The sequence below is a fragment of the Aestuariimicrobium ganziense genome (assembly GCF_015352975.1).
In the GTDB taxonomy this organism is placed as follows: Bacteria; Actinomycetota; Actinomycetes; order Propionibacteriales; family Propionibacteriaceae; genus Aestuariimicrobium; species Aestuariimicrobium ganziense.
Genome location: NZ_JACYIZ010000001.1, coordinates 499932 through 512825, shown reverse-complemented (window position 1 = coordinate 512825; position 12894 = coordinate 499932). Strand labels below are relative to the sequence as shown.

At 69.6% G+C, this 12894-nt stretch carries 17 protein-coding genes and 1 riboswitch; of the genes, 14 read left to right on the top strand and 3 right to left on the bottom strand.

The window, feature by feature from the left end:
- Positions 1–19 precede the first annotated feature (19 nt).
- Positions 20–979: an aldo/keto reductase gene (locus IE660_RS02535; protein ID WP_203566720.1), complete on the bottom strand. Its 960-nt coding sequence runs from the start codon at positions 977–979 to the stop codon at positions 20–22.
- A 10-nt stretch (positions 980–989) separates the two neighbouring features.
- Positions 990–1541 carry a GNAT family N-acetyltransferase gene (locus tag IE660_RS02530; protein ID WP_203566719.1) on the bottom strand — a complete coding sequence of 184 codons (552 nt, stop codon included), beginning with the start codon at positions 1539–1541 and terminating at the stop codon, positions 990–992.
- A gap of 41 nt (positions 1542–1582) precedes the next feature.
- On the opposite strand from IE660_RS02530, the gene IE660_RS02525 reads away from it, so the two are divergent.
- From IE660_RS02525 to IE660_RS02480, 10 genes are all read left to right on the top strand, one after another.
- On the top strand, positions 1583–2332 hold the full coding sequence (locus IE660_RS02525) for an MSMEG_4193 family putative phosphomutase (protein ID WP_203566718.1): 750 nt from the start codon (positions 1583–1585) through the stop codon (positions 2330–2332).
- 10 nt (positions 2333–2342) lie between these two features.
- Positions 2343–2936, top strand: coding sequence for a DUF3090 domain-containing protein (locus tag IE660_RS02520; RefSeq protein WP_203566717.1), 594 nt, complete (start codon positions 2343–2345; stop codon positions 2934–2936).
- Positions 2937–2939: 3 nt separating this feature from the next.
- Entirely contained in the window at positions 2940–3719 is a 780-nt protein-coding gene (locus tag IE660_RS02515) for an SCO1664 family protein (protein WP_328701808.1), read from the top strand.
- A 20-nt stretch (positions 3720–3739) separates the two neighbouring features.
- The gene (locus IE660_RS02510) at positions 3740–4372 is read left to right on the top strand and encodes a GNAT family N-acetyltransferase (RefSeq protein ID WP_203566716.1); all 633 of its coding nucleotides are present in this window, start codon (positions 3740–3742) and stop codon (positions 4370–4372) included.
- 9 nt (positions 4373–4381) lie between these two features.
- Entirely contained in the window at positions 4382–5677 is a 1296-nt protein-coding gene (mshC, locus tag IE660_RS02505; protein ID WP_203566715.1) for a cysteine--1-D-myo-inosityl 2-amino-2-deoxy-alpha-D-glucopyranoside ligase, read from the top strand.
- Positions 5678–5983: 306 nt separating this feature from the next.
- Positions 5984–6119, top strand: a riboswitch (FMN riboswitch).
- A gap of 146 nt (positions 6120–6265) precedes the next feature.
- Positions 6266–6913, top strand: a complete 648-nt coding sequence (pnuC, locus tag IE660_RS02500; protein ID WP_235996935.1) for a nicotinamide riboside transporter PnuC — start codon at positions 6266–6268, stop codon at positions 6911–6913.
- A gap of 27 nt (positions 6914–6940) precedes the next feature.
- The gene (locus tag IE660_RS02495) at positions 6941–7207 is read left to right on the top strand and encodes a phosphoribosyl-ATP diphosphatase (protein WP_203566713.1); all 267 of its coding nucleotides are present in this window, start codon (positions 6941–6943) and stop codon (positions 7205–7207) included.
- A gap of 15 nt (positions 7208–7222) precedes the next feature.
- Positions 7223–8107, top strand: coding sequence for an ATP phosphoribosyltransferase (gene hisG / locus IE660_RS02490; RefSeq protein ID WP_203566712.1), 885 nt, complete (start codon positions 7223–7225; stop codon positions 8105–8107).
- A complete protein-coding gene (locus tag IE660_RS16315; protein ID WP_203566711.1) occupies positions 8095–8628 on the top strand; it encodes a PH domain-containing protein in 534 nt (177 codons plus the stop codon). The genes hisG and IE660_RS16315 overlap by 13 nt, the downstream gene beginning before the upstream one ends.
- Before the next feature lie 96 nt (positions 8629–8724).
- On the top strand, positions 8725–10032 hold the full coding sequence (locus tag IE660_RS02480) for a citrate synthase (RefSeq protein WP_203566710.1): 1308 nt from the start codon (positions 8725–8727) through the stop codon (positions 10030–10032).
- 18 nt (positions 10033–10050) lie between these two features.
- On the opposite strand, the gene IE660_RS02475 is transcribed toward IE660_RS02480, so the two are convergent.
- A complete protein-coding gene (locus IE660_RS02475) occupies positions 10051–10563 on the bottom strand; it encodes a hypothetical protein (RefSeq protein WP_203566709.1) in 513 nt (170 codons plus the stop codon).
- A 100-nt stretch (positions 10564–10663) separates the two neighbouring features.
- Here IE660_RS02475 and IE660_RS02470 point away from each other — a divergent pair, with 100 nt between their 5' ends.
- From IE660_RS02470 to rplT, 4 genes are all read left to right on the top strand, one after another.
- Entirely contained in the window at positions 10664–11173 is a 510-nt protein-coding gene (locus tag IE660_RS02470; protein WP_203566708.1) for an SseB family protein, read from the top strand.
- A 195-nt stretch (positions 11174–11368) separates the two neighbouring features.
- Complete coding sequence (gene infC / locus IE660_RS02465) at positions 11369–12130, top strand: translation initiation factor IF-3 (RefSeq protein WP_203566977.1); 762 nt, start codon at positions 11369–11371, stop codon at positions 12128–12130.
- A gap of 103 nt (positions 12131–12233) precedes the next feature.
- On the top strand, positions 12234–12446 hold the full coding sequence (locus IE660_RS02460; RefSeq protein WP_203566707.1) for a large ribosomal subunit protein bL35: 213 nt from the start codon (positions 12234–12236) through the stop codon (positions 12444–12446).
- 70 nt (positions 12447–12516) lie between these two features.
- On the top strand, positions 12517–12885 hold the full coding sequence (gene rplT, locus IE660_RS02455; RefSeq protein WP_203566706.1) for a 50S ribosomal protein L20: 369 nt from the start codon (positions 12517–12519) through the stop codon (positions 12883–12885).
- Positions 12886–12894 lie beyond the last annotated feature (9 nt).

Genomic DNA, 12894 nt, shown 5'->3' with positions numbered 1-12894 from the left:
TACTCGACCAGCCAAGGCTTCAGCGGCCGAGGTTGGGTCCTCCGGACACGTCGTCGAGTGCGGCCACGATCGAGCTGGGCAGCACCTGCGACTCCACGGCCAGGTAGGGCGCCAACTGTTCTGGTGTCCGGGCTCCGAGGATCGGTGCGGTCACCCCGGGGGCGTCGCGCACCCACAGCAGGGCCACCTGCGCCGGGCTGAGGCCCAGCCCGTCGGCAGCGGTCGCCACCGCGTCGGTGATTGCCTGCGGCTTCGCCTCGAGCAGCGGCTCGACGAACCACGAGAAGTGGTCCTGTGCCCCTCGGGAGTCACGCGGGGTGCCGCGGCGGTACTTGCCGGTGAGCACCCCTCGTCCGATCGGTGACCAGGCGAACACGCCCATCGTCAGCGCCCGGGCTGCCGGCACCACCTCGACCTCGGCCCGCCGTGCCAACAGCGAGTACTCCACCTGGGTGCTGACCACCGGCGCCCGCCCGGGAACTGCCCGCTGCCAGGTGGCGGCCTGCGCGGTCTGCCAGCCGACGAAGTTGCTGATGCCGACGTAGCGCGCCATCCCGGAGTTGACCGCCTGGTCGAGTGCGGACAGGGTCTCGTCGAGCGGCTCCTCGCCCCAGGCATGCACCTGCCACAGGTCGACGTGGTCGGTGCCCAGCCGCCGCAGCGACCCAGCCAGGTCGTCCAGCATCGCCCGCTTCGAGGTGTCGACCACCCGCTGGCCGTCGTGGATGCCGAAACCACCCTTGGTGGCGATCACCACTTGGTCACGGCGCAGTTCGGTGTGCAGCAGCTTGCCGATGATTCGCTCGGCGACCCCGGCGCCATAGGCCGGGGCGGTGTCGAGCAGGGTCCCGCCGGCCTCGACGAAGGCGCGCACCAACTGCCGGGCCACTTGGGGAGTGGTGTCCCGCCCCCAGGTCATCGTGCCCAGACCGAGCCTCGAGACCTGCAGACCGGACGAGCCGACGCGACGCAACTGCATGCGCGTCACCCTACCGAGCAGCCTCGCCGGCCCAGCGCATCCGCACATCGACCACGTCGAACCCACTGTGTCCCGAGACCTCGATCCGCTCGGTGCGCACGAGCAGGTCGTCCACAGCACCTTCGCGGGCATAGAACGCCCGGCCGCGCAGGTTGTCGCGCAGCACCCAGACCACCACCGGACGACGGCACCGTCGCAGCGCCTCGCGCAGCAGGGTCGAGCCGACCCCCTGCGACCGCACCTCGGGATCGACCCAGAGGTCCCACACTTCGTCCGCCTCGAGGCCCTGGCTGCGGGACGGAGGATCTGCTGTCGGCCCGAACCGGACGAACCCGACCACCCGGCCCTGGCCGTCGGTCGCCACCCACACCGCGGTGGCTCGCTCGCCAGCGGGTCGGGCCAGTTGGGCACGCCAGCGCTGCACGCACGCCATCGCCCGGGCGGGGTCGTCGAGCCACCAGTCGGGCAGCAGCCCGCGGTAGGCCCACCACCCCTGGATGTGCAGGGCAGCCACCGCGTCGGCGTCGCGCGCCTCGGCCTCACGAACCTGCCAGTGGGTCACGCTCCCAGCCTGCCGCATCGGGGTGCGGATAGCCTGACCGGGTGAGCAGCGTCATCGTCGTCCGCCACGGACGCAGCACCTCGAACACCGCCGGCACCCTGGCCGGGCGCACACCCGGGGTGCTGCTCGACGAGACCGGCGAGAAGCAGGCCCGAGCACTCGGTGAGCGGCTGGCCGGGATCGAACTCGCCGCCGTGGTCTGCTCACCGCTGGAACGCTGCCGCCAGACCGCCCAGCTGGCGCTCGAGGCCGCCGGCTCGTCCGCCCAGGTGGTGATCGACGAACGGATCGCCGAGACCGACTACGGCGTCTGGTCAGGACGCCTGCTCAGCGAACTGGCCAAGGAGCCGCTGTGGACGCAGGTGCAGCGCGACCCGGCCAGCGTCCAGTTCCCCGACGGCGAGACCATGGTCGGCGTCGTCGAGCGCGTGGTCGAGGCCGTCGAGTACTGGAACTCACGCCTGCCCGCCGACGCGGTCTGGCTGATGGTCAGCCACGGGGACCCGATCAACGGCTTCCTCGGTTGGGCCCTGGGCCAACCCTTCGAGAAGGTGCAGCGACTGATGGTCGACCCGGCCAGCGCCTCGGTCGTCCACCTGCCCGCCCCCGACGCCACCGAGGCCTTTCCGCGGGTGGCCTGCGTCAACTCCGTCGCCGGCCCGCTCAAGTCGTTCGCCGTCATCCCCAAGCCGACCCAAGCCAGCGTCGGCGGGGGAGTGGGCGCCACCGGCAGCGAGGACGACGCACCCCCGGCCGAGTCGCCCGACGTCCCCACCGCGGACGCCCCCTAAGCTGGTCATCATGGCGAGGCTGACCCACCGCTACCACTTCCCCGACCGCTTCGTGGCCGGCACCATCGGGCGTCCCGGTGAGCGCGTCTTCTACCTGCAGGCCCGCGACGGCAACCGGATCTCGTCGGTGCTGTGCGAGAAGGAGCAGGTGCAGATCCTCGCCGAGCACATCGCCCGGATCCTCGACGGCCTCAGCGAACTCGGCAACGAACCCCCGATCCCGCCGGTGCTCGAGGTCTCCAGCGACCTCGGCCCGCTCGACCAGCCCCTGGTCGAGGACTTCCGGGTGGGGACGATGACCCTGGCCTGGGACTCCGGGCAGCAGTGCGTCGCCCTCGAACTGTTCTCGGTCGAGACCACCGACGACGAGGACGACGACCCCGTGACCAGCGAGGACGACGACATCGACCCGTCGATCAGCCAGGCCCAGCAGTCGATGGAGGTCCGGCTCGGGCCGGTGGCCTGCCGCGAGTTCGTCGCCCGGTCACGTGCCCTGGTCGAGTCGGGACGACCCGCCTGCCCGTTCTGCTCGCAGCCGATGGACCCGGGTGGTCACGTCTGCCCCCGTGCCAACGGCTACCGCACCCCACTGTTCCTGCGGTGAGCCGTGGATGACCACTGGAGCATCGCCGAACCGCCCAGCGGAGAGTTGAACCTGGTCGGACGCCTGGTCATGGCCTCGAACGCCACCTTCCTGGCCGAGGACGAGTTGGGCGCCAAGTGGGTCTACAAGCCGGTGCGCGGGGAGGCCCCGTTGTGGGACTTCCCGACCGCGACCCTGGGCCAGCGCGAGATCGCCGCCCACGACCTGTCACGGGCCGCCGGCTGGGACGCGGTGCCATTCACCTGCCGGGTCGAGGGGCCGTTCGGCCCAGGCTCGGCACAGCGTTGGGTCGAGGAGTCCGAGGACGACCTGGCCGACCTGGTCAGGCTGCACGAGGGGCCCGAGGGCTGGGCCACCATCGTCGCCGGCGTCGACGGCGACGCCCACGAAGTGGTGCTGGTCACCGCCGATCACCCGCTGCTGCGCCGCCTGGCCCTGTTCGACGTGGTCACCAACAACGCCGACCGCAAGGCCGGGCACATCCTGCACGTGCCGGCCACCGACGCCCACCCCGAGGCCGTGCTCGGCGTTGACCACGGCCTCACCTTCCACGCGGAGCCGAAGCTGCGCACCATCCTGTGGGGGTGGGCCGGTGAGATCCTCACCGAAGACGAGCACGCGCTGCTGGAACGCACCCTTGATGCCAGCGAGGACGCGCTGGGCCCCTGGCTCGACGACGACGAGATCCAGGCCACCCAGGAGCGGATCTTCACCCTGATCGGCGACGGCTGCTTCCCGGTGCCGGGGGATGCCTGGCCCGTCATCCCCTGGCCACCGATCTGACCGAGACATCCAGGAGACAGGTGAAAACCATCGCGCCACCGCCGCACGTCGTGCTGGCCGGACGACACGTCGTCCTCGAACCGGTGACCGACGACAACATCGCCGAGATCGCGGGCGCGCTGGCCACGCCGGAGACCTTCGCCGGCGGCTGGGGCGGGGGGCCGGCGGGCACCCTCACCGACCCCGACGCGTTCACCCCCTGGGTGTGCGGCTACCTGCCCTGGCAGCGCGGTGGGCACTCCTACCTGGTGCGGCTGGCCGACGGCGACCAGGCCGGACGATGCGTCGGCACCACCTCGATCGCCGACTTCGAGCCGGACAAACAGAGTTGCCACATCGGCTGGACCGCCTACCACCACAGCGTGTGGGGCACGGCGGTCAACCCCGAGTGCAAGCTGCTGCTGCTCGGCCACCTGTTCGACCACGGCTGGGGCCGGGTGAAGCTGCAGGCCGACGCGGTCAACGCCCGATCCCGGGCGGCGATCAGCAAACTCGGCGCCACCTTCGAAGGCATCGCTCGGCGCGACCAGCGCCGTGCCGACGGCAGTTGGCGCGACGCCGCGATCTTCAGCGTCGTCGTCGACGACTGGCCCCGGGTGAGGGCTGGCCTCGAGGCGCGACTGCTGGACGATCGGGGCGTCGAAGCTGGGTAGGCTTCCCCCATGAAGGCCTGGTCGCACCCCGACGTCCCCACCTTGGCCCCGGCAAGCGGCGACGTGCCAGCGCGGCTGGTCGTCCGTGACACCGCCAGCGGCGACCTGGTCGAGGTCGGACCGCCGGCAGACTCCGAGAAGGCCGGTGCTGCCCGGCTCTACGTCTGCGGGATCACCCCCTACGACGCCACCCACATGGGGCACGCCTTCACCTACGTCACCTTCGACCTGCTCACCCGGGTCTGGCGCGACCAGGGCTGTCAGGTCACCTACGCCCAGAACGTCACCGACGTGGACGAGCCGCTGCTCGAGCGCGCCGAGCAGACCGGCGTCGACTGGCGAGACCTCGCCCAGGAGCAGACCGAACTGTTCCGCACCGACATGGAAGCCCTGCGCGTCGTCCCGCCCGACCACTACATCGGAGCGGTCGAGAGCGTGGGTCTGGTCGTCAACCTGCTCGAGTCGATGCTGCTCGACGACTCGCTGGTGGCCGACGACGGCACTCGTCCGATCTACCAGGTCGACGACCCCGAGTACCCCGACTGGTACTTCGACGTCTCGCGCTCGGCCGGCTTCGGCAGGGTCGGGCACCTGGACGAGCAGCAGGCCCTGGCCAAGTTCACCGAGATGGGCGGCGACCCCGAGCGTCCGGGCAAGCGCAACCCGCTGGACTGCCTGGTCTGGCGCCTCAACCGCGAGGGGGAGCCCACCTGGGATGGAGGCAGCCTCGGCCTGGGGCGTCCCGGTTGGCACATCGAGTGCACCGCGATCGCGCTGGAGCACCTGGGCGCCCACTTCGACGTGCAGGGCGGCGGCACCGACCTGGCCTTCCCGCACCACGAGATGTGCGCCGCGCAGGCCGAGGTGGCCACCGGTGAACCGCTGGCCGACGCCTTCGTCCACAGCTCGATGGTCGCCCTCGACGGCGAGAAGATGAGCAAGTCCAAGGGCAACCTCGAGCTGGTCTCGCGTCTGCGCAACAACGGTGCTGACCCGATGGCGATCCGACTCGCCCTGCTCGACCAGCACTACCGCGACGACTGGGAGTGGACGCCCGAGCTGCTCGAGCGGGCCAACCGGCGTCTGGAGCGTTGGCGTGACGCCGTCGGGCAGGACGCCACCCTCGGCACCGACGACCTGGTCGCCCAAGTGCGCACCGCCCTGCGCACCGACCTGGACGCGCCCGCGGCGCTGGCCGCCATGGATGCGTGGGCAGCGGCCAGCCTCGCCATGGACGGCGACGACACCGAGGGCGGCGCCCGCGCCGCCACCCTGGTCGACGCCCTGCTCGGCGTGCGCCTCTGAACGCGAAGGTCTCGTCGTCGCTCACCCTTCACGCCCGCCCGAGTGGCGGATCACTCCGCGAGTACCCGGAGCGATCCGCCATCCGAGCCTGCGTCGCAATCGATTCGTGGCGTGAATCACGTGGTCGACGGGGCGCTTCACGCCACAAACCGCTCGCGGCCGGCGGGGGGGATCGGCTCTCTTCCCGCGAACACAACCGCGAACCGGGTGCCACCCCACCCACACCTCGGGCGTCGGTGCACACCAGCTGCCGACTCTGGCAGGATGGCCAGCGGTGACCTCGTCCGAGGTCGCCATGAGCAGTTCGCAGTGTTCCGGGGTCGGTGCAAGTCCGAACCGGCGGTGACAGTCCGCGACCCGGGTGATCCCCACGAGGGAGATCTCGGCTGAACCGGTGCAATTCCGGTACCGACGGTGAAAGTCCGGATGGGAGGAACACGAGGGCGACGGTGCGTGCCTGCTGTGCACGCGACGGCGTCCCTTTCTGGTACCCCGGTGTTCTGCGACCGGACGAAAGGGACACCTCAGGTGCTCGACATCCTCTCCCGGTTGCTGGATGCCCAACTCGACGTCGGTCTCGGCAAGCCCATGTTGTGGCGCGAGATCATCGGCAACGGGTTCGGCCTGGCCTCGGCCATCCTCGGCATGCGCCGCAAGGTCGGCGCCTGGCCGATCGGCATCCTCGGCAACGTCATCCTGTTCACCGTCTTCCTCGGCGGTGTCTTCAACACCCCCCAGAACCTCGACCTGTGGGGTCAGGCCGGCCGTCAGGTGTTCTTCCTGATCACCTCGGTCTACGGCTGGGTGGTCTGGGCCGCCTACCGTCGTCACAACCCCGAGTCGGGCGTCGGCGTGGCGCCGAGGTGGGCCGGACGATCCGGGCGCATCCAACTGCTGGTGGGTGCCATCGTGCTGTGGACCGCCAGCTACTTCATCCTCAAGGCGCTCGGCTCGTGGGGTCCGGCCGCCGACGCCTGGATCCTCACCGGCTCGATCCTGGCCACCTACGGCATGGCCCGCGGCTGGACCGAGTTCTGGCTGATCTGGATCGCGGTCGACATCGTCGGCGTGCCACTGCTGTGGAAGGCGCAGTACTACCCGAGCGCACTGATGTACGTCATCTACGGCGTCTTCGTCGCGATCGGCTTCGTCACCTGGGTCAGGGTGCAACGCAGTGGCGGTGAGGTCACCGGGCCGGCGCCCGAACTGGTCGGCGCGGGCGAGGCGAGGGACTAGCCGCAAACCCCGGTAGGGTGGGGCGGCGTGAGCAAGTCCTTCGAAGACCTCTTCGCCCAACTGCAGCACACCGCCACCACCCGGCCGGAGGGCTCGGGCACGGTCAAGCGCCTCGACGCCGGCGTGCACGAGATCGGCAAGAAGATCGTCGAAGAGGCTGCCGAGGTCTGGATGGCGGCCGAGTTCCAGAGCAAGGACGATGCCGCGCTCGAGATGAGCCAACTGCTCTACCACGTGCAGGTGATGATGCTGGCGCTCGACCTCGACCTCGACGACGTGTACCGCCACCTGTGATCGACAAGGACCGAGATGACTGACACCACCCTGCCCGGCGCCGACCAGGTGCCCCTGCTCAGGGTCGCCGTACCCAACAAGGGGTCGCTGTCGGAGGCCGCGACGGTCATGCTGCGCGAGGCCGGCTACCGCCAGCGCAATGACCTCAAGGACCTCGTCCTGGTCGACGAGGCCAACGGCGTCGAGTTCTACTACCTGCGTCCCCGCGACATCGCGGTCTACGTCGGTGAGGGCACGCTCGACTTCGGCATCACCGGACGCGACATGCTGCTCGACTCCGGGGCACCCGCTGACGAGGTGACCGCCCTGGCCTTCGGACGCTCCCGGTTCCGGTTCGCCGCCCCAGTCGGCACCGCCGGTGCGGTCTCCGACCTCGAGGGTCTCCGTGTCGCCACCAGCTATCCGGGCCTGGTCGGTGCGCACCTGGCCCAGCACGGCATCAACGCCCGACTGATCAGCCTCGACGGTGCGGTGGAGTCCGCGATCCGGCTCGGCGTTGCCGACGCGATCGCCGACGTCGTCGAGACCGGGACGACCCTGCGCAAGGCAGGGCTCGAGGTCTTCGGTGAGCCGATCTGTGAGTCCGAGGCAATCCTGATCGAACGCAAGGGGCTCGAGCACACCGCCCGCGCCGAGCAGTTGTTGCGCCGCCTGTCCGGCGTGCTGGTGGCCCGCGCCTACGTGATGGTCGAGTACGACGTGTCGAGTGAGAACCTTGACGCTGCCTGCGCGATCACCCCCGGGCTCGAGGGCCCGACCATCTCGAACCTGGCCCGCGAGGGCTGGTACGCGGTGCGCTCCATGGTGCCCCAGGCCCAAGCCCACCAGATCATGGACCGACTCTGGGACGCCGGCGCTCGAGCCATCCTGGTCACCGACATCACGGCGTGCCGGCTGTGACCGCCCAGGACCACGGGACGACCGACAGCGCGTCCACCAGCAGGGCGGCCCAGCTGACCGGGGACCAGAAGGTGATCTTCCGCTCCGCGCCGGTGCTGCGCACCGCGATCTCGCTGTCGGTGCTGCTGGTGGCCAGCTCACTGTTCGGCTGGTACATGCTCGACGCCTCGATCCGGGCCAAGTTCACCGGCCTGCAGATCGCCACGCTCGCCTTCTTCGTGCTGTTCATGGTCGGCATGATGCTGAGCATCGGACTCTCGACGATCGTCGCCGATGCACGCGGGCTCACCGTCCGCAACACCGTCAGCACCAAGTTCCACCCGTGGAGCGAGGTCGAGGGCGTGACCTTCGGCTCCGGTGACGCCTGGCCCTACCTGGTGCTGCGACCCAGCGCCGACCACCCCGAGGGCAACAACCGGATGATGCTCGGCATCCAACGGGTCGAGGGCGACGCCGCCGTCGAGCGGGTCCGCCGGCTGCGCGACCTCGTCCGCCTGCACGCCCCCGCCACCGCGGAGTGAGGTTCGCCACACCCACGTGACCACGACGTGGGCACAACTCGATCAACGCTGACTCTCAGCGACAGTGGTCACCACCACCGACGTGAAGGAGTGGCCATGACCGACTACGCGACCATCACCATCGACGGGGTTGAGCACCAGTTCCCCCTCGTGACCGGCAGCGAGGGTGAACGGGCGATCGACATCTCCACGCTGCGCTCGACCACCGGTGTTGTCACCCTCGACGACGGCTACGCCAACACCGGCGCCGCCCAGTCAGCGATCACCTTCATCGACGGCGACAAGGGCATCCTGCGCTACCGCGGTGTGCCGATCGAGGACCTGGCCAAGCACTCCTCGTTCATCGAGACCGCCGAACTGCTGATCTGGGGCGAACTGCCCGACCCGGCCCAGCGCGACCGCTTCCGCCAGATGCTCAGCGACCAGGCGCCCCTGCACCGCGACATGCGCAAGCACTTCGACGGCTTCCCCTCCGACGCCCACCCGATGGCGATCCAGTCGGCGATGATCAACGCGATCCAGGCCTACGACCTGCCCGAGATCCACATCAGCGACGACCCCACCTTCGAGCGTGCCGCCGCCGCCCTGATCGCCAAGACCCGCACCATCGCCGCCGCTGCGTACAAGTCGCACATCGGCCAGCCGATGGTTTACCCGCGCCACGACCTGAACTACGTCGAGAACTTCCTGCACATGATGTTCTCGGTTCCCTACCGGCCCTACGAGGCCACACCCGAGGTCGCGCACGCGCTCAACATGTTCCTGGTGCTGCACGCCGACCACGAGCAGAACTGCTCGACCTCGACCGTGCGCATGGTCGCCTCGTCCGGCGCCAACCTGTTCACCGCGGTGTCGGCCGGCGTCAACGCCCTGTGGGGGCCGCTGCACGGCGGCGCCAACATGGCCGTGATCGACATGCTCGAAGACATCCGCGACTCCGGCACCTCACCGCAGAGCTACGTCGACAAGGCCAAGGACCGCAACTCCGGCGTCAGGCTGATGGGCTTCGGCCACCGGGTGTACCGCAACTTCGACCCGCGCGCCAAGATCCTCAAGGAGGCCGCGGACGACCTGCTCAACAAGGTGAAGGTCACCGATCCGCTGCTCGACATCGCCCGCGAGGTCGAGGCCGCAGCGCTGGCCGACGACTACTTCGTCGAGCGCAAGCTCTACCCCAACGTCGACTTCTACTCCGGCATCATCCTGCGCGCCATCGGCATCCCGCTCGACATGTTCACCGTCATGTTCGCGATCGGACGCACCCCGGGCTGGATCGCCCACTGGAAGGAAGTCCACGACAACGCCGCGCAGCGCATCCACCGTCCGCGTCAGGTCTACGTCGGTCCGACGCTGACCGAGTGGGTGCCGCGACCCGACCGCAAGGACAAGCGCAAGAAGCGCTGAGACGGGGAGTGCTGCGGCTCAGTTGATGCCGCGCCGCTTGAGGATCGCCTCGATCTCGGCGTCCTCGTCGCTGAGCCCGTCCTTGGCGGGCTTGGCGGCCGGACGAGCCACCGGCTTCTGGTCGGTGCGCCCGTCCTGGGACGAGGGGAGTGCGCGGCCGGTGCTGCCCTGCGGCGTGGCGCCCACGGGCTGGCGACGGGCCTCGCGCGCGGCGCGGGCCTCGTCCTTGGTGCGGCCCTTGACCAGCATGCCGACCACCACGAGCAGCACGGCGACGGCGACGATCGAGACGCCGATCCAACGCTGCAGGTCCATCGGGGTGCTCATCAGCCATCGGTAGCCGGCGACGGCTCCGCGCCCGAACAACTCCATCAGCCCGATCACCCACAACCCGATCGGCAACAGCACCCAGCCGATGCCTTGGAGGATCGCGCGCGGGCCTCGTCCACGCTGGTGGGCGACCAGGGTGGCGACCAGGGCCACCAGGCTGAGCGCAGCGGTCACCATGATCATGATCATCGGCAGGTCCATGCCCCAAGACTCGCACACCCCGTCGGGCCAACCGCCCAGACGACACCCTGACCCACCCCCAGACGACCCCTCGGGAGGGTCGCCGGTTACGCTTCGGCGCATGAGCCGACTGCACCAGCCCGACCAGCGCTGGGCGGACGACCACGGCGAGGCCGACCCACAGGTGCGGGCGGCCCTGGCCGCCCAGGCAGCCCCGTTGGGCTACCTGCGGGCGATCGTCGCGCTGGGCGGAGCGCGGTTGCTGATGCCGATCGTGGCCACCGGTGACGACCACGCTGACGGGCCCGACCCTGACCGGCAGGCCGAGATGGCGGCGGTGACCATGACCAACGCGGCGGGACAGAGTGCACTCCTCGCCTTCACCGGCTTGGACGCGCTGCAGGCCTGGGACCGGTCGGCCAGGCCCGTCCCCTGCACACTGGACGAACTGGCGGCCACCGTCGGGGAGGCGGGGGCCACGGTGCTGCTGGTCGACGTGGCCGGCCCACAGGCGTGCGTCGTCGGCGCCGACGTGGTCGAGCAGTTGGCCCAGGGGCGACGTCTGGTCGAACTCGAACCCGAGGCTGACGGTGCACCCCAGTTCGGATGGATGCAGCAGCGGCCGGGCTGACTCGACCGTTGCCGCACGATTTCGTCTGATCGGTCCGGGCCGGTAGAATCACTGAGTGCGTGACCAGTTCGTCTGGTCCGATGAAGTGGGGGCCTGACCTCCCACCTGCCCGGCACTGTCGGTCAGGTCAGTTCCGACGGGGCGTTCGTCGTCCCCGGTGCACCGTCAGGCCTTCGCGACCCCGCGAGGGCCTTTCTGCTTGTCAGAGGCTCTTCCAGGGCATCGGGGCGGTCGAGGTGGGCACGCCACCACCACAACCTTGGAGGAACAATCAGCACCGAACAACACCGCATCAATGAGCGGATCCGCGTCCCGGAGGTCCGCCTGGTCGGACCCGCCGGCGAGCAGGTGGGCGTCGTCCCCGTGCAGCAGGCCCTGCAGTTGGCTCGCGAGCACGACCTCGACCTGGTCGAGGTGGCGCCGATGGCTCGTCCGCCCGTGGCCAAGCTCATGGACTACGGCAAGTTCAAGTACGAGAACGCCCAGAAGGCCCGCGACGCACGTCGCAACCAGACCAACACCGTGATCAAGGAGATGAAGCTTCGGCCGAAGATCGACGATCACGACTACGAGACCAAGAAGGGCCACGTCGTCCGGTTCCTCAAGGCCGGTGACAAGGTCAAGATCACCATCATGTTCCGTGGACGTGAGCAGTCGCGTCCCGAACTGGGGGTGAACCTGCTGGGCAAGCTGGCCGAGGACGTCGCCGAGTTCGGCTACGTCGAGTCCGCCCCCAAGCTGGACGGTCGCAACATGCTGATGGTTCTCGGGCCGACCCGCAAGAAGACCGAGGCCCGTGCCGACGTCAAGGCCGAGCGCGACGCCCGGATGGCTGCCCGCAAGGCCAACCAGGACGCCGAGCGCGAGGAGGAGGCCCGGCTGCGGGCCGCCCACGTGCCGCACGAGAAGAAGAAGCGCGGCCCGGCCGACAACCTGGACCCAGACATCGACCTCTGAGTCCACCCAGACCACTGGCGGGTCTCCCGCCACCCCTGAACCGGTCCGCCGGTTCACCCGCCGCGGCTGGCCGCGACGGCACTACCACGAAGGAGCGGCAACCATGCCGAAGATGAAGACCCACTCGGGCGCCAAGAAGCGCTACAAGCTGACCGGCACCGGCAAGCTGCGTCGCATGCAGGCCGGGCGCAAGTCCGGCGCTGCGTTCGCGTCGGCCCCGACCACCGGCAGCCGCAACAAGCACCGCCTCAAGGGCGGCATGGTCGAGGTGTCGGCCGCCGACCGCAAGTCGGCCAAGAAGCTTCTCGGTCTCTGACCAGTCCCCACCGCCCGTCGGTGGTCGCGACGCAACGAGACCACCACCCCGAATCACAAGGAGAAAGACCATGGCACGCGTCAAGCGTTCTGTGAATGCGCACAAGAAGCGCCGCGAAGTGCTCGAGCTGGCCTCGGGCTACCGCGGGCAGCGCTCGCGGCTGTACCGCAAGGCCAAGGAGCAGATGCTCCACTCGATGACCTACGCCTACCGCGACCGTCGCGCCAAGAAGGGCGACTTCCGCAGCCTGTGGATCCAGCGGATCAACGCAGCCTGCCGCGCCGAGGGCATGACCTACAACCGCTTCATCAACGGCCTGAAGACCGCTGGTGTCGAGGTCGACCGCAAGATCCTGGCCGAGCTGGCCGTCAACGACCCCACCGCGTTCTCCGCGCTGGTCAAGGTCGCCCAGGACAACCAGCCCGCCGCCGCTGCCTGATCGGCAGCA